General features: G+C 71.9%; 13 protein-coding genes. 3 read left to right on the top strand and 10 right to left on the bottom strand.

The genetic code is table 11. The features are described from left to right. Positions 1 to 213: 213 nt before the first annotated feature. The 6 genes from ABT354_RS36865 to ABT354_RS36840 form a co-directional block, all read right to left on the bottom strand. Positions 214 to 603: a hypothetical protein gene (locus ABT354_RS36865; RefSeq protein WP_351502202.1), complete on the bottom strand. Its 390-nt coding sequence runs from the start codon at positions 601 to 603 to the stop codon at positions 214 to 216. Positions 604 to 892: 289 nt separating this feature from the next. Further along, a complete protein-coding gene (locus ABT354_RS36860; RefSeq protein WP_351502200.1) occupies positions 893 to 1,993 on the bottom strand; it encodes an SGNH/GDSL hydrolase family protein in 1,101 nt (366 codons plus the stop codon). Positions 1,994 to 2,166: 173 nt separating this feature from the next. Then, complete coding sequence (locus ABT354_RS36855) at positions 2,167 to 3,063, bottom strand: SAM-dependent methyltransferase (RefSeq protein WP_351502198.1); 897 nt, start codon at positions 3,061 to 3,063, stop codon at positions 2,167 to 2,169. Beyond that, complete coding sequence (locus ABT354_RS36850) at positions 3,060 to 3,701, bottom strand: cysteine hydrolase family protein (RefSeq protein WP_351502196.1); 642 nt, start codon at positions 3,699 to 3,701, stop codon at positions 3,060 to 3,062. Before ABT354_RS36850 ends, ABT354_RS36855 begins: the two co-directional genes overlap by 4 nt. Then, on the bottom strand, positions 3,698 to 4,831 hold the full coding sequence (locus tag ABT354_RS36845) for an isocitrate/isopropylmalate family dehydrogenase (protein WP_351502234.1): 1,134 nt from the start codon (positions 4,829 to 4,831) through the stop codon (positions 3,698 to 3,700). Before ABT354_RS36845 ends, ABT354_RS36850 begins: the two co-directional genes overlap by 4 nt. A 107-nt stretch (positions 4,832 to 4,938) precedes the next feature. After that, on the bottom strand, positions 4,939 to 5,475 hold the full coding sequence (locus tag ABT354_RS36840; protein ID WP_351502194.1) for an EF-hand domain-containing protein: 537 nt from the start codon (positions 5,473 to 5,475) through the stop codon (positions 4,939 to 4,941). A 369-nt stretch (positions 5,476 to 5,844) separates the two neighbouring features. On the opposite strand from ABT354_RS36840, the gene ABT354_RS36835 reads away from it, so the two are divergent. Further along, positions 5,845 to 6,318 carry an NUDIX hydrolase gene (locus ABT354_RS36835; protein ID WP_351502192.1) on the top strand — a complete coding sequence of 158 codons (474 nt, stop codon included), beginning with the start codon at positions 5,845 to 5,847 and terminating at the stop codon, positions 6,316 to 6,318. Between the two features lie 69 nt (positions 6,319 to 6,387). On the opposite strand, the gene ABT354_RS36830 is transcribed toward ABT354_RS36835, so the two are convergent. Further along, positions 6,388 to 8,682: an ATP-binding protein gene (locus ABT354_RS36830; protein ID WP_351502190.1), complete on the bottom strand. Its 2,295-nt coding sequence runs from the start codon at positions 8,680 to 8,682 to the stop codon at positions 6,388 to 6,390. A gap of 213 nt (positions 8,683 to 8,895) precedes the next feature. On the opposite strand from ABT354_RS36830, the gene ABT354_RS36825 reads away from it, so the two are divergent. Together ABT354_RS36825 and ABT354_RS36820 are read left to right on the top strand one after the other, a co-directional pair. Then, positions 8,896 to 9,480: a beta/gamma crystallin family protein gene (locus tag ABT354_RS36825; protein ID WP_351502188.1), complete on the top strand. Its 585-nt coding sequence runs from the start codon at positions 8,896 to 8,898 to the stop codon at positions 9,478 to 9,480. A 337-nt stretch (positions 9,481 to 9,817) separates the two neighbouring features. Continuing rightward, positions 9,818 to 11,098 (top strand): right-handed parallel beta-helix repeat-containing protein, encoded by a 1,281-nt coding sequence (locus tag ABT354_RS36820; RefSeq protein ID WP_351502186.1) that lies wholly within the window; start codon positions 9,818 to 9,820, stop codon positions 11,096 to 11,098. Positions 11,099 to 11,137: 39 nt separating this feature from the next. On the opposite strand, the gene ABT354_RS36815 is transcribed toward ABT354_RS36820, so the two are convergent. The 3 genes from ABT354_RS36815 to ABT354_RS36805 form a co-directional block, all read right to left on the bottom strand. Then, positions 11,138 to 12,157, bottom strand: a complete 1,020-nt coding sequence (locus ABT354_RS36815) for a helix-turn-helix domain-containing protein (RefSeq protein WP_351502184.1) — start codon at positions 12,155 to 12,157, stop codon at positions 11,138 to 11,140. Between the two features lie 458 nt (positions 12,158 to 12,615). Next, positions 12,616 to 14,268, bottom strand: coding sequence for an FG-GAP-like repeat-containing protein (locus tag ABT354_RS36810; RefSeq protein ID WP_351502182.1), 1,653 nt, complete (start codon positions 14,266 to 14,268; stop codon positions 12,616 to 12,618). Between the two features lie 45 nt (positions 14,269 to 14,313). After that, positions 14,314 to 15,480, bottom strand: coding sequence for a transglycosylase family protein (locus ABT354_RS36805; protein WP_351502180.1), 1,167 nt, complete (start codon positions 15,478 to 15,480; stop codon positions 14,314 to 14,316). Between the last annotated feature and the right edge of the window lie 115 nt (positions 15,481 to 15,595).

Below are 15,595 nucleotides of genomic sequence, written 5' to 3'. Positions count from 1 at the left end.
GTCTCCTGCCCTCCGGCCCGGCCGCCAGCACATAGGTGGCGACCGGACCGTGCTCGACCGTGTCGCCGACGCCCCCCGGAGCGGGCGACACACATCGGGTGGCAGCCCTCCGATGGAGGACCGCCACCCGATTCCGGGAGCTGGATTCTTCGGGTGAGCCGCTTTCGATCGGCCCTACCTCACATCAGCGGCACCGGTGACATGGACTCCCACTCATCCGATGTTGAGCCAGGGACTCCAACCGCTCTCGTGGGCATTCGGCGGCTCCGAGCCATTTCGAATGACGACACGGAAGCTGATTTTGCCCTGCTCCCACATATTCTCGTTGCACTCGTTGACCGTACCGGCACCGCCGGCCGCATGGCACTCGCCACCGGGGCGGTCGTAGTTGAACCTGTACTCGACGACCGTCCGTCGACCGTCGACACTTTCGTCCTTGACCCAGATCCTGTCACCGTAGCGGTAGAAGCAGCCCCGGCCCCCATACGATCGGGAAGATGCCGGGCGACCGACTCCGAAAGGGGAGCGGTTGGCCTGGACGGCATGCGCGCGTTTTCCGCCCGTCATCCCCAAAGCCATCGCGACGCTTATTTTCGCGACCATGCGAACTCACGCGGGACAGTGCACATTCTAGTGATCTGCACGTCCCTCCAGTCCCCTGATTCTGGCCAATGGACAGGGCGGTATTACCGATCCGAAATGGCGGGATTCCGATGCGTGGAGCGTCGTGCGAGTGAACCGGTGGAGAATGCGCGCACCCCCACGCCCCGGGTCGAGGCACCTGCGAGACGGGCACGCGGTATCGCACCGCACCGCCGCCCCGGGCCACTGGGGCCAGGGACGGCGGTGCGGTGTGGTGCGGTGCGTTCAGGTCAGGTCAGGTCAGGTCAGGTCAGGTCACAGCCTTGCGGACGGCGGCTTCGACCAGGGTGGCGGTGTTGGCGTGACCGGCGGCGTTGGGGTGCACCAGCGTGGCCCGCTTGCCGTCGGAGCACGTCAGGGTGGCAAGGCCGACGGTCAGGCCGGTGGGCCAGTACGGGCCGGCCTCGCCGCAGACTCCCTCGACCCACTTCGTGGCCCGGGACTGGCAGGCGTCGTGGCCGACGCTGGAGGCGGCGACATCGACGTAGGTGTATCCGTAGTCGACAAGGTCCGTGACGTCTTCGATGATCGCGTTGAGTTCGGTGTTCACCTGGCCCAGCCAGGCGATGTCCCCGTGGGTGGCCGAGAGCCGGACCTCGGTGTCCTGGATGTCGGCCGCCAGCTCGGCGGTGTCCTGGCGGTCACACGTGGTGGCGTCCGCCGGGACGATCGTGGGGTAGCCGACCGTGATGACCTTGGCGTTGGGCGCCTTGTCGTGCACGGCCTCCAGCATGGTGGCGTACTCCCGGAAGACCCGCTGGAACTTGTCCTGGATCGACTCGGGGTCGAGGAAGAAGTCGCCCCTCTCATAGGCGTCCCTACAGGGGGTGGCGTCGTCCTCCTGCCCGGTGCCGAGGATCAGACAGGACGTGAGGATCTTGCCGAAGGGCAGGCTGTTGCCGCCGACGCCGATCGTGACCACGTCGGTGCTCGCGCTCAGTCCGGCACGTTCGATCTGCGCGTCCACGGAGGGCCAGCCGCCCTCGGGGGGCTGCACCGGGCTGATGGGGGCCTGCCGGGCGGTGGCGATCTCGGCGATGGTGGCGCCGCCGCAGCTGACGTCGGTCAGCCGCACCGTGCGGCCCGCCGGCGGCTCCACCGTGAACCCGCGCTCGACGAGGTTCGGGTACGCGCCCGTCGTACGGTCGCATCCGTCCTGGTCCGCACTGCCGAGCTCCGGCCTTGGGTCGCCGACGAACACGCCGGCCGTGTACGAGTCGCCGAGCGCCGCCCACTGCACCGGCTCCGGCGCCGCCGAAGCCGCGCCGCTCGGGACAGCGGCCGCGAGGGCCAGCGCGGTGAGCGCGCCCAGCGCCACCCTGCGCGCGAAGGATGTCTTGAGGTGGAGCACGTAGCCTCCTGAGAGCAGGAAACAGGCCAAGTAGCCTATGGCGCTCCGCACTTAATCAGTCACGCTTCGTGGTGGTCCATGGTTCTGGTGATCGTTCACTCCACCGTGTACGGACGGAGTCATCACCGGATCGCCGCGAGCATGACGGTGCCGCGCCGTACGGGAGCGTCCCCTCACCCACCCGCCGCCGCGAAGGTCCAGCGGTTCGCCGCCAAGGCGTCGTCCGGCTCGGGCCGGGGACCCCGGCCGTGGAAGGCGGTGAAATGGTACGGAGTGCGGACCGTCACCGCCCAGCCCCGGGACCGCAGCGCCCCGGCCGAGTCGGGGCGCGGGCCCGGGGCGAAGAGCCGGTGGAGATCGAGGCCGAGGCGGCGGCGCGCCTCGGTGTAGACGGGGCCGCCCCGCACCCGTACCGACTCGCCCGTCACCTCCTTGGTCTCGTACGCCAGGCTGCCGCCGGGCGCGCTCAGCCGGGCGACGGTGGCGATCAGCCGCTGTTCGGCCGGGGCCGGGAGGTAGAGCAGCAGCCCCTCCGCGAGCCAGGCGGTCGGCGCGGCGGGATCGAAACCGGCGCCCAGCAGTGCCGTGGCCCAGTCGTGCCGCAGGTCGGCGGCGAGCGGTCGGCGTTCCGCGACGGGGGCGGCCCCGGTGGCGTCGAGCACCGTCCGCTTGAACTCCAGCACCTCCGCCGAGTCGATCTCGTACACGACACAGCCGCGCGGCCAGCCCAGGCGGAACGCCCGGGAGTCCAGGCCCGCGCCGAGCAGCACCATCTGTCGGGTGCCGGAGCGCGCGCGGGCGAGCAGGTGATCGTCCAGGACACGGGTGCGCAGCGCGAAGTACCGGCCGAGCCGTCCCCAGAGCGGGTCGAACTCCCCGCCGGGGACCCGGTCGGGATGGAGCGGCCAGTCGGCCGTGTCCGGTGCCGCGCGGACGAAGAGCGCGGCGAACGGATCGTGGGCGAGGGCGTCCGGGCGGTGGGTCTCGATGGCGCGGGCGGCGGCCACCAGCAGCGCCGTACGGCCCACCCCCGCCGTCACACCCCGGGGTGGTGCGGACGGATGGATCACTCCCGCTCCCCTCCCCGGGCCGGTACGGGATCGTCGGCGTACGGCGGCGCGTCCCACACCGCCGGGTCGTCGGCGGTCGTGACCCGGGCGCCGTAGAGCGTACGCATAAAGCCCAGTACGGCCTCGGTGGGGAGATGGAGGGCGGTCGTGCACTCCCTCAGAACGGTGAGATGGAACCCCTTCTGGAAGGCGGTACGGGCGGTGGAGTCGACGCACACATCCGTGAACAGGCCGGTGAGGACCAGATGCCCGACGCCCCGGTCCCGCAGCAGCTCTTCGAGATCCGTACCGAGGAAGGCATCGAATACGGCCCTTTTGGTGACAACGGCCTCACCGGGCTCGGGGGTCACACCGTGGAACTCCGCTCCCCGGGTGCCCTCCAGACACTTCGGCCGCCTTCCCCGGCGGGCGTCGCGGCTGCGCCAGCTCGCGCCCTGGTACTCCGGGTCGCCGACGAAGCGGACGAACACCGTCTCCACACCCCGCCGCCGGGCCAGCTCCACGGCCCGGACCGTGCCCGCGACGGCGCCGCGCAGCACGGCGGGGTCCCCGCCGAAGCGGGCCTCGGCCAGGGGCCCCGTACAGAAGTCGTTCTGGAGGTCCACGACGAGCAGGGCGGTACGTATCGGGTCGGTCATGATCCGCCGGCCAGTACGGTCGGGGCCGTGCGGACGCCCCGGGCGCCGGGCGGGTCGAGGGCCGCGAGTACGGCGTCGACCACGGCGGTGGTGGAGTGCCGCCCGCCGAGATCGGCCGTACGCACACCCCGTCCGCCGACGGCCGCGAGAGCCGCCTCCATGGCCGCGACGGCGCCCGCGCACCCGGCGTGGCCTTCGGCGATCTGCGCCGCCGCGCGGATGGTGGCCAGCGGATTGACCCGGTCGAGGCCGGTCAGGTCGTCGGCGGAGCCATGCACGGTCTGGTACTCCGTCAACCGCCCGAGCGCCGGGTCGAGAAAGACGTTCTCGGCGCAACGGGTCTCCTGCGGGCCGCACCCGTACCGGTCCAGGAGCATGACATGCATGATGTCGGCCCACTCGTTCCCGGCGACGAGGACGGTACGGTCGGGCAGCCCCTCGGCGAGGAGCCCGCGATTGACGGTGTCCGGCTGGAACACCTCGATGGGTGTCCCGAACCGGTGCGCCGCCTCCGCCACCCAGGAGTCGAACGCGCCGTCCAGCAGATGGAACTTGTACGCCATCACCACCCGCCCGACGCGACCGTCGGGCCAGGCGCGCCGGGCCCGCTCCAGGGCGTACCCGATGACCGCCTCGGTGATCTCCCGGGTGAGGATCATGGTGCGGGTGATCCGGCCGGGTATGTGGGTGTTCTCACCGGTGTAGAAGCCCTGGGCCTGGTCCCGCACCAGCAGCAGAGACCTTTCTTCGATTCCTGAACCGGTTCCTGAACAGGTCCCTCCCCCGACTCCTGCCCCGACGCCCGCCCCGGCCGTGAGCAGATCCGTCTTCACCGCCCGCAGTCGGCTTCTGACCAGATACAGGGACTGTGCGTTGATCGCGGTACGGAAAAGGGCGGTGGCGCCCCGGGCCGCCAGACCACGGCAGTACGCCTCGTAGTGGTCGGCGTCCCGGGCCGTCAGCCGCTGGATCTCCGCCACCCCGGGCTCCTCGCGGAGCGAGACATACGAGTGGTAGAGGCGCGGGGAACGGACGATCTCCACCCCCGTCGGGTGCACCGCGGTGAGCGCGCCCAGGACCCGCTCGAAGACATCCGCCAGCTCACCGCCGGTACCCCGGCCCACGGCCAGCCCGACGACGGGCCGCCCGACGACAGGCCGCTCGGTGACCGGTCCCGCAGCCGTGCCCGCCCCGCTCCGCTCGGTCGCGCCGGCTATGCCCCGCGCGGTCGGGTCCGTCACGAGGCCGCGCCCGGGAGGAGGTGGTCACCGGCGATGCCGGCCTTGTCGGGGCTGTAGTAGTCCCGGATCCCCTCCGCCCAGACGTCGACCGGGATCCGGTCGCCGTCCACGGGGCCGAAGGCGTCGAACAGCGCCTGGATGTTGGGGCGTTCGAATCCGATGGCGGTCATCAGGGCGACGAAGTCGGTACGCACGACGAATCCGTCGCCGTCCGGGTCGCCCATCGCGGCCAGCGCCCGCGCGAACTCGTCGGCGGCGGCGTCGAACCTGCCCGGATCGAGCACGACGGCGGAGAACTCCTGCGGGCTGATCCGCCCGTCGCCGTCGGTGTCCAACTCTGCCACCAGCGTGTCGGCGTACCGCAGAAAGGCCGCGCGGAGCGTCTGCCCGGCCTCCTCGCCGGCGGCCGGCAGGGCTTCGACGGTCCGGCGGGCCATCAACTCGAAGTCGGCCGGCTCCAGGAAGCCGTTCCCGTCGGCGTCGAAGAGCGTGAACACAAGCCGCGCTCGGGCGGCGGCCTCGGTGGTGGGCATGGTGCGACACCTCTGCTTCCGGGTGGGTGGGCGGCACCCGGGGCGGGCCCGGGGCGGTCTGTCCACTATCCGGCCTCGGGGCACCGCCATTCGAGGGAAGACGCTGTGGTGCACACGAACGAAGGCAAAGCGACGGCGCGGTGCATAAGACGGCCCGCGCCGGGGATAAAGGGATCTCTTTCCCGGCGATCGGACCGGACCTGGATCGGACCGTCCAAGGAGCGTACGGGGGGTGTACGGAGGCGTACGAGTGGGTACGGGCGGAGCCGCCCCGGCGCGCTGCCGTACCCGTACCCATACTCGTACCACCGGGCGGGACCCCACGGTCGAGGAGAATGGACGGGACAGGGTTCCGAGGAAGGTGCGGGGATGAGTTTCCGGCTGGCGGCGTACGCCGTGTGCGTCGAGGGCGGGCGGGTGCTGCTCGCCCGTCATGTGACACCGCAGGGCGAGAGCAACTGGACCCTTCCGGGTGGCAGGGTCGAGCACGCGGAGGATCCGTTCGACGCGGTGACCCGGGAGGTCGCCGAGGAGACCGGCTGTGACGCGGTGGTCGAACGGCTGCTGGGCGTGGACTCACGGGTGATCCCCGCCGCCGAGCGCACCGTCCCCGGCGGGCCGGAGCACCAGAACGTCGGCATCTTCTACCAGGTCCGTATCGTCGGCGGCCGGCTCCGGCCCGAACCGGACGGGGAGATCGCCGAGTCGGTCTGGACCCCGGTTCCCGATGTCGCCGACCTGCGCCGGTCGTCGCTGGTCGACATCGGCCTCGCCCTGGCGCACACCCTCCCGGCGACCGGCCATGTCGCCGCCGTCCCGGTCGGCGGCCTGATCCAGCACTGAGGCTCCCCGTACGACCCGTACGACCCATACGACCCGGGCTGATTCGGGTCGGCTCGGGCCGGCTCGGGGTCAGTGGTGGGCGCGGTCGAGGTCGCGGAGTTCGGCGGCGGCTTCCGCCTGGCTGGGGTGGTGGTGCGTGGTGAGCGTGTGCAGGGCGGTGGCCAGCACCGTACGGGCTTCGCCGGGGCGGTCGAGCCGGCGCAGGACGCGGCCGAGTTCGAGCTGGGCGGGTCCGAGCCAGGCCGGCATGTCCAGTTCCTCGAAGATGCGCCAGGCATCTCGCAGGGGCGCTTCGGCCTCCTGCCATCTTTCGAGGGCCGCGTAGTCATGGCCGATGTGCAGGAGGGGGACGGCCTCGTAGGTGGCCAGGATGTGGGGCGCCTGGCCCGGGATGCCCTGTCGGCAGATCTCCAGGCTGTTCAGGTGCTGTTCGAGGGCCTCGTGGGCCAGTCCCTGCCGGCGCAGGGCCTCGCCGAGGGCGTTGAGGGTGGTCAGTTCGGCGAGTCTGCCCTGGGTCGAGGGGTTGTCACGGTGGCAGGCGACCGCCGCGCGGAATCGGGCGATGGCCTCGTCCATCCGTCCCAGACGGCGCAGCGCCCCGGCCCCGTAGCCGAGGGCCCAGCCGGTCTGGAGCCGGTCGTCGCAGGCGAGGGCGACGGAGAGGGCCGCGTCGGCGGCTTCGAGGGCGGCGTGGGGCCGGTGGAGGCACAGATTGTGGGCCCAGGAGAGGTAGTTGAGCTGGGTCGCCTCCTCGTGCGGGCTGCCGAGGGCACGGGCGGCGTCGGCGGCGCGCCGGAATACCTCGACCCATTCCTGCCAGTGCTGGGTCGCGTCGGAGAACCAGTGCATGGCTTCGGCGGTGTCGACGACCAGCCGGTGCCAACCGCTGGTGTGGGCGTGGTGGAGGGCGGCGAGCCACTGGGCCCGTTCGGTCTCCAGCCACTCGCGGGCCCGGTCGCGGCCGGTGGGTGCGGTGGCGGGGTCGGGGTCGCCGGCCGGGGTGCCATGGCGTTCGGCGTCGAAGTGGAGGGCGGCGGCGGTGGCGCGGGCCAGCATCCAGTGGGCGGTACGGTCCAGGGCTCCGGCCCGGTCCGCCGGATCGTCCTCGGCCGTCCCCTGTTCGGCGGCGAAGAGCCCGAGGAGGTCGTGGAAGCGGTAGCGCTCGGCGGTGGGGTCGGCCTGGAGGAGGCCGCGGTCGCAGAGCCCGTCGAGGCGGAGTTCCGCCTCGCGGAGCGGGATACCGGCGAGCTGGGCGGCTGTCTCGGGGCTGACGTCCGGGCCTGCGGCGAGGGCGCAGCGTCGCCAGAGGAGGCGGGCGGTGGTGTCGAGCTGCCCGTATGAGAGGGCGAAGGCGGCCCGGACCTGGCGGTCTCCGCTCTGGAGGAGGTCGAGTCGGCGTTCCTCGTGTTCGAGGAGTTCGGTGAGTTTGGTGAGGGTTTCCTGGGGTCGGGCGGCGAGGCGCTGGCCGGCGATCCGCAGGGCGAGCGGCAGCCGTCCGCACCGGTCGGCGAGGTCGCGGGCGGCCTGTGCCTCCCGGGCGACGCGCTCCGGGCCGACGATCCGGGTGAGGAGTTCCACCGCTTCTTCGCGGCGCAGGAGGGGGAGGTCGACGCGGTGGATGGCTTCGAGGCCGGTGAGGCTGTTGCGGCTGGTGACGATGGTGAGGGAGGTGCCGGTTCCGGGGAGGAGGGGGCGGATCTGGTTCTCGTCGGCGGCGTTGTCGAGGACGAGGAGCAGGCGGCGGGTGGCGGTGAGGGAGCGGAACAGCCCGGCGCGGTCCGCCAGGCCTTGGGGCAGGGCTCGTTCGGCGACCCCGAGGGCGGCCAGGAGCCGGGCCAGCGCGTCCTCGGGCCGGGTCGGTTCGGCGTCCATGGCGCGCAGGTCGAGATACAGCTGCCCGTCGGGGAAGCGGGGGGCGAGCCGGTGGGCCGCGTGGACGGCGAACGCGGTCTTGCCGAGGCCCGGCGCGCCCGCGACCACGACCACGGACGGACAGTCGGGCGCCGCGCCGTCGGCCAGGGACTCCAGGGCGGTGAGGGCGGCGGCGCGGGCGGTGAAGTCACCGGCGTCCCTCGGCAGGGAGAGGATGCCCGGCGCAGCGGCGCCGGTGGCCGGTCGGGCGCGGTTCCGGCCCGGGGCAGCCGCCGCCTCCAGCGCCCGGGTCCCGTCGGCGTTCAGCCCGAGCGCCCGGGACAGGGCCTGGACGGTCTGGCGCTGCGGCCCCGCGGTGCGGCCGCTTTCCATGTTCGCCAGCGCCCGTACGCTCACCCCCGCACTGTGGGCGAGCCGCTCCTGGCTCAGCCCCGCGCCCAGGCGCAGTTCGCGCAGGCGCCGCCCGAACTCCCCGGGTGTCGGGCGGGTCATGTTCCCCCTTGTGTGCGCCCCCGGAGAGGGGGTGTAGCGGTCCGGCACAAGTATGACGCACGTACTTGTACCGGTCATTGTGCCTGGTGACGGCCGTGGCCCGGTGCTGGGATGGGTCCCGGAACGATCACTGGGTGAACAGCGCGACCGGTACCGCCGGTTGGGCGCCCACCCCTGTCGGAGACGAGGAAGAACATGAGAAGGAGAACAGGTGTGACCGGGCTGGTGGCGGCCGCGTGCGCGGGCGTCCTCCTGGCATCGGTCCCGGCCGGCGCGGCCCCGGCCCCGGCCCCCGAGACCTCCCGGGCCACGTCGGGTCCCCACTGCGCCACCCATGTCGAAACCCGGAAGACCACCTGCTACGACACCTTCCGCGAGGCCGTCTCCGCCACCACCGGCGGCCGGGTCACCAACGCCACCCAGGCGAAGGCCGCCAAGGACTCCGCCTTCGTGGACAAGGTGAACGAAACAGTCGGAGCCACCGCCGGCACGGCCGCCACCTCACGTGCGGCCTCCGACTTCTTTCTGGGCGTCATCTACGAACACACCCGTTTCCGGGGCGCGTCCCACCAGTTCTGGGGCGACGGGCCGTGCAACGATTTCTCGGACCAGGAGTACTGGATGGTCGACCTCCTCAACTGGAACAACCGGATCAGCTCCCTGAAGACCGGCAGCAACTGCGACATCGAGCTGTTCTCGGAACGGGACTTCAACGGTGCGCACCAGCTCTACTTCACCAACACGCCCAATGTCGGCAGTGCGATGAACGACCAGGCCGAATCGATGGTCTGGAAGTAGAGCCACCGGCCGAGCACCGGGCCGTCCGGTGCTCGGCCGGGGCACGGGACCGGCCCGTCCGGTGCTCGGCCGGGGGCACGGGACCGGCCCGTCCGGTGCTCGGCCGGGGGCACGGGACCGGCCCGGAGGCCGGACAGCTCCCCCACCACCCCCTTGACCAGCCCGGACAGCGGCGCCCTGTCCCGGACAGCGCCCTTCCCTTGAACCGCGCCGCCGCAGGCCGCAGTCTTGCGAGCGTCCGGACGGGACCCGCCCGGACGACACCGCACGACACCCGGACGACCTCGCACGACGTCCGGTCGACGCCCGGACGACCGTCAAGGACCCTGGAGGACATGTGAATCCGCCTGCCGGCAGAGCCCGCGCCGCCCTCGTCCTCCCCGTCGCGGGGCTCCTGGCCGCGGCGCTCGCCACGGCACCCGGGGCGCATGCCTCACCACGGGCGCCCGGGACGACGTACTACGTCGACGCCGTGTCCGGCAGCGACAGCAACAACGGCACGAGGGCCACCACCCCCTGGAAGACCCTCAACCGGGTCAACTCCGCCGCACTGGCCCCGGGGGATACCGTCGCCTTCCGGCGCGGACGGGCCTGGACGGGGTCCCTGCTGCTCACCTCCAGCGGCACCCCGGCCGCGCCCCTCACCGTCACCGCGTACGGGGACCGCTCCGCAGCGCTCCCGGTCATCGGCGGTCAGGTGCCCGAATGCGTCCGGGTCGACGGGGCCCACTGGCGCATCGGCTCGCTGCGCGCCTCCGGCTGCCAGTGGGCGGGATTCGAGATCCGCGGCAGCCACACCACCCTGACCTCGGTGCGGGCCGACAACAACGTCGCCGGGGTCTCCATCGCGGACACCGCCCACCACAACACCGTCCGCGACAGCACCCTCGTGGACAACAACAGGATGAGTGTGAACACCCCCGGCGGCTGGGACGACTCGGGGGCCTTCGGCGTCCTGCTGAACGGCGACGACAACCTCGTGACCCACAATCTGATCACGGGCTCCCGGGCCGTCAGCTACGACTTCGGGCACGACGGCGCGGCGGTCGAGGTCTTCAACGGCGACCGCAACCGCGTCGAGTACAACATCGCCCGTGACAACGAGACCTTCACCGAGCTGGGCAGAGGGCCGGGGAGGACGGCGGACGGCAATGTCTTCGCCTTCAACGCCGTCACCTCGGTACACCCGGCCAGTGCCTTCCTGGTGACCCGGGGGGCGGGTACCGGGGTGGGGCCGGTCAACGGCACCCGGGCGCTGAACAACTCGGTGAACCTGCCGGGACCGCAGGCCCAGGGCTGGGTCTGTTACGCGGGCTGCTCCCCGGAGATCCTCACCCTGCGGAACAACGCCATCAGGACGGGCGGGAAGACCGGTTACGAGGACGGGCTCGGGGCGGACGAGGACGCGGGCGTGTACTTCGGCGCGCAGACGCAGTTCCAGCTCGGGCCGGGCTCGGTCCACGCCGATCCGGCCTTTGTCTCGGCCTCCGATCTCCGGCTGACGGGTGGGAGCCCGGCGATCGGCCGCGGGGTTCCGGTCGAGTACGCCACCGATATCGTGGGCGACCCGGTGTCGGGCACGCAGCCGGACGCGGGCGCGTACCAGTTCGCGCCCTGAGCCCGCCCGGCCGTGGTCGCCCCGCCGGGAGGGTCCCCGTCAGCGGGCCGGGCGGTCCGGTACGGGTTCGATCATGAATGTCTGTCCCCGGCCCTCCCGGCAGGGCTCCACCACCGCTTCGACGTCCTCCGCCGCGCTCGCGCCCCTCATGCCCACACAGCCGTGGGCGCCCGTCCGGATCCGGTATCTCCGGTCGTCCTTCTTGCCGACGGCCTCGAAGCGGAAGCGGGTGGTGAGATCACAGCGGTCCCAGGGCTCCAGCAGTCCGGTCCCGCGCCCCGACTCCAGTACCTTCAGACAGCCGGCGCCCTGGTCCGGGCGGTACCACTGGATGCGGAAGCTGTCCCCCGTCACGGCGAGGAGCGAGGTCCGCTGCGGCAGGACCTGGTCGCAGGGCCGCTGGACGGCCACCACGGAGGAGTAGCGGGGAGCGTGACCGTCGGTCAGACAGAGGCGGGGCGCGAGCACCGGGCGGATCCGGATGTCCTTCTCGGGTACGCCCATCGCCTCCTCCCTGGTGCCCGCGCCGCCGCCGTCCGAACCGGACCAGGGAGCCAGCATCCCCACGAGGACGGCGACCGCGGCCACCACGGCGGCGAGCAGCCACCACAGGGCGGCCCGGGGGCGTTTCCCGGATATCTCCGCGGCGGCCGTCGGAGCGGGGTCGGGCACAGAGGTCGGAACGGGGTCGGGGGCAGAGGACAGCACAGGGGCGGGTGTGGCGGCAGGGGTGACGGCGGGGGGAGCGGCGTCCCCCGGCCCGGTGCCCGCCTCCTTCTCCCGCAGGACCATCGCGTCCCGGGCGGCGAGCCACTCCGCCACCCACCGCTCCTCGCCGCACGCCCGGAGAAAGGCGACGAGCAAGGGGGCCCGGGGCGGGTGCTTGCCGCGCAGCACATCGGCGATGGTGCTGCGGGGCAGCACATCACCCGATTGCGCGGCCTTCTCCTCCAGCTGCCGGTAGGTCAGACCTGATCGGTCCTTGAGCTGTCGCAGCGCGTCGAGGAACTCGTCGGAGTCCCTGAACCCGCCGGGTGGCCGGTGTTCCCTGTCCCCCATGGGGCAATCCTTGCGGACCGGCCGGGCGTGGACAATACCCGTCCTGTGCCCGAATCCGACCGAATCCGACTGGGGCCGACCGCGCCGGAGGTCCTGCGCCCGGGGCGACGCGCGCGGTATATTCGGTGCTGTGCAGCGGTCCGCTGTTCGGTCCGGGTGTCTTTGGTGCCCAGGCCGAGGACCGTGAATCAAAGGACCCCCGCCTTGGCCGGTTACCGAGACGGGAGCCCCGCACGAAACCCGAGGGCTTCGACCTGAGCCTCATAAAGCGAGGCTCAGGTCAGCCCTTGAACCACCTCCCCAGCACGCGTGCGACGCGGACCAGAAGGTCCTCGAAGCGCTGCCGGGCAGTTGGTTTCGGCTTTTGGCGACGCCCCACAGCGCGCCTCGGTCGCCTTCTTGGGGAAGCCCCGGCGACCGTGTGGGTCGCCGGGGCCGGAACACCGTGGAGGCACGGGTCAGATGAGCAGTTCCCCGGTGGGGTAGCCGTTGCCGATCTTCGCGCGGGGGCTGTACGAGCCCTGCCCGTCGCCCTTGTAGAACCAGAGGTCGCCCGCGCTGTCGCGCCCGATCAGGTCCGCCTTCCCGTCACGGTCGAGGTCACCGGGAGCGGCCAGGGCGGCGTAGGTCTGCCAACCGTTGCCGATCTTCACACGCGGACCGTACGAGCCCTGCCCGTCGCCCTTGTAGAGCCACAGGTCGCCCGCGCTGTCGCGCCCGATCAGGTCCGCCTTCCCGTCACCGGAGAAGTCCCCCGGGGCGACCAGGGCGGTGTAGGCCTGCCAGCCATTGCCGATCTTCACACGGGGGCTGTACGAGCCCTGCCCGTCGCCCCTGTGGAGCCACAGGTCACCCACGCTGTCCCGGCCGACGAGGTCCGCCTTCCCGTCACCGGAGAAATCCCCCGGGGCGAGCAGGGTGTCCACGCTCTGCCAGCCGGTGCCCGCCTGGGTGCGGGTCGAGCCCGAGTAGGTACCGGTGGCGGGGTCGGCCGGGTAGCGCCAGAGCGCCCCGTCGGCGTCGGTGGCCAGCAGCGCCGAGCCGTCCCGGGCCACCGTCCGCATGCCGCTCCAGCCCGTACCGACCTTGCAGGCGCCCGCGAGCGTACCGTCGGGGCGGCCCGCGTAGCGGAAGAGCGCGCCGGAGGCGTCCCGGCGGAGGACCGATCCCGCCCCGGCGCCGACCGGACCGCAGTCCGCCCAGTACGCGGCTCCCCGGACCAGCCGGTGGTCCGAGACCTTGGGGTCCTGGGGCAGGACATCCGCCTTGGCGTCCTTGAAGTGACGCGCGGAGAGGAACAGATAGTCGATCTTCGTGGAGTTCAGGGTGGCTTCACCGCTGCGGCAGCGGGAGCGGTTGTCCGTGCGGCAGGGGTCGGCGGCGAAGTGGTCCCGGTCGGTCTCGTCGGCCTCGATGAAGTCGCCCTGGCCGCCGTCGGCGATACCGGGCTCATAGAAGGAGGAGGCCATCTTGGAACGCGGGGCGCCGTTGAAGTCACCGCCGAGGACGACCGGGGTCCCGGCGTCGAGCCACTGCCGGGCCTGGGCGGCGAGGAGGGCGGCCTCCCGCTCCCGCAGCGAGGTGTCGCTCCAGTAGAGGTGCACCGAGCAGGCCCAGTTGGCCCGGCTCTGGGTGTAGGTCTTGACGCAGGGGACCTTGATCGGTTCGGACTCGCCGCCCACCGTCAGATCGAGCACCTTGCTGTCGATGACGGGGCCCTTGACCAGGACGGCGACACCGTAGTCGGCTCCGCCGCACACCTGCGGGCGTCCCGACAGGGTCGCGGTGAACAGCCCCTGGAACCCTCGCGGCTGAAGCCTGGCACGGATCGCCTCGTACTGGGGGCGGCACACCTCCTGGAGGTGGAGCTGATCGGCGTTCCAGGTGGCGCCCGACGCCTCGTCGACGACGGTGTCGATGCGGCGCAGGTTGTCGTACCCCTGGGCATCGGTACACATATTGCCGCAGATGTTGTAGCTGACGAAGCGGACCGGTGGGGCGTCGGCACCGGAGACGCTGTCCGCCTGGGCGGCGGGGGCGAGGGCCACGGTGCCCGTGAGGAGCAGGGCGGTGGAGGCGAGTCCGGCCCAGAGGGATCTGACGAGTCGCAAAGGTACTCCCGGTGAGAGGGGAAGCGGGGACCGCGGGGGCGGTCGCTACCAGTTGGTGCCGATCTGGGCACGGCCACTGCCGCCGAAGGCGGGGCCGGAGTAGCGGTAGAGATGGTCGGTGGCGGGGTCGACGGCGAGCAGGTCGGGGATGCCGTCCCCGGTGATGTCCCCGACGCCGGTGAGGCTGGTCATCCCGCCCCAGCCGTTGCCGATCTGGAGCTTGGTGCCACCGTTGAAGTGCGGACCGGAGTAGCGGTAGAGATTTCCGTTCTGCCCGTGGACGGCGATGATGTCGGCCACGCCGTCACCGGTCAGATCGCCCGTACCGACGATCGTGGAGTACGCGTTCCAGCCGTTGCCGATCTTCGCCCGGGCCGCGCCGCCCGCGAAGCCGGGACCGGCATAGCGGTACAGATCACCGGTCGCCTTCTCCACCGCGATGATGTCCGGACGCCCGTCACCCGTCAGATCACCGACCGGGGTGATGTTCGTCATCGCGTCCCAGTTGGTACCGATCTTCGCCTTCGTACCGCCGTTGAAGTGCGGACCGGAGTAGCGGAGGAGATCACCGTTGTCGGCGTCGACGGCGACGATGTCCGCCACCCCGTCACCGGTCAGGTCCCCCGTACCGACGATGTCGCTCATGCCGTTCCAGCCGTAGCCCAGCTTCAGCCGGGCCGCGCCACCGGCGAAGTTGGGACCGGCATAGCGGTACAGATCACCCGTGGCCTTCTCCACCGCGATGATGTCCGGCCGCCCGTCACCGGTCAGATCACCGACCGGGGTGAGGTGGGCCATCTTGGACTGGGGGCGCGGCGGCTCGGCGGGGTACGGGTCGGCGGGGTCGCTGCCGAGTCCGGCCCGGGGTCCGCAGTGGGGCCAGGCGCCCTCGCCCTGGGTGGCCAGGACCTTCTCGGCGGTACGGATCTGCTCTTCCTTGGTCGCCTGGTGCGCGTACTCGGCGTACTGCCGTCCGCCGAAGGCGTTCCAGGTGGAACGGGAGAACTGGAGTCCTCCGTAGTAGCCGTTGCCGGTGTTGATGCTCCAGTTCCCGCCCGACTCGCACTGGGCGACCTTGTCCCAGGTGGTGACGGAGGCGGCGGCGGCCGGGGGCGCGGCCGGCAGGGGGAGGAGGAGCGCGGCGAGGGGGGCGGCGACCAGCGTCGCCAGAACGGACCTCAGGGCGGGCCTTCTGCGGGAGCGGGAGTGCATACGGGTTCCTCGGTTCGGGAGCACGAAGGGGTACGGGGAGGGGGGCGGGGGGCGGGTTGGAGACCAGGGAGGTCGCCGTGGAGGTCACCGTCGACTGCATGCCGCCGATGTCATG

This window comes from Streptomyces sp. NPDC000594 (assembly GCF_040299965.1).
Lineage (GTDB): Bacteria > Actinomycetota > Actinomycetes > Streptomycetales > Streptomycetaceae > Streptomyces.
The sequence above is the reverse complement of the archived record's forward strand: the minus strand, read 5'-3'. Positions and strand labels throughout refer to the sequence as shown.

Excerpts from the sequence above, each read along its gene's own strand:
- ABT354_RS36865 (WP_351502202.1), bottom strand. The coding sequence starts at position 603 with ATGGTCGCGAAAATAAGCGTCGCGATGGCTTTGGGGATGACGGGCGGA.
- ABT354_RS36850 (WP_351502196.1), bottom strand. The coding sequence starts at position 3,701 with ATGACCGACCCGATACGTACCGCCCTGCTCGTCGTGGACCTCCAGAAC.
- ABT354_RS36840 (WP_351502194.1), bottom strand. The coding sequence starts at position 5,475 with ATGCCCACCACCGAGGCCGCCGCCCGAGCGCGGCTTGTGTTCACGCTC.
- ABT354_RS36835 (WP_351502192.1), top strand. The coding sequence starts at position 5,845 with ATGAGTTTCCGGCTGGCGGCGTACGCCGTGTGCGTCGAGGGCGGGCGG.
- ABT354_RS36830 (WP_351502190.1), bottom strand. The coding sequence starts at position 8,682 with ATGACCCGCCCGACACCCGGGGAGTTCGGGCGGCGCCTGCGCGAACTG.
- ABT354_RS36815 (WP_351502184.1), bottom strand. The coding sequence starts at position 12,157 with ATGGGGGACAGGGAACACCGGCCACCCGGCGGGTTCAGGGACTCCGAC.
- ABT354_RS36805 (WP_351502180.1), bottom strand. The coding sequence starts at position 15,480 with ATGCACTCCCGCTCCCGCAGAAGGCCCGCCCTGAGGTCCGTTCTGGCG.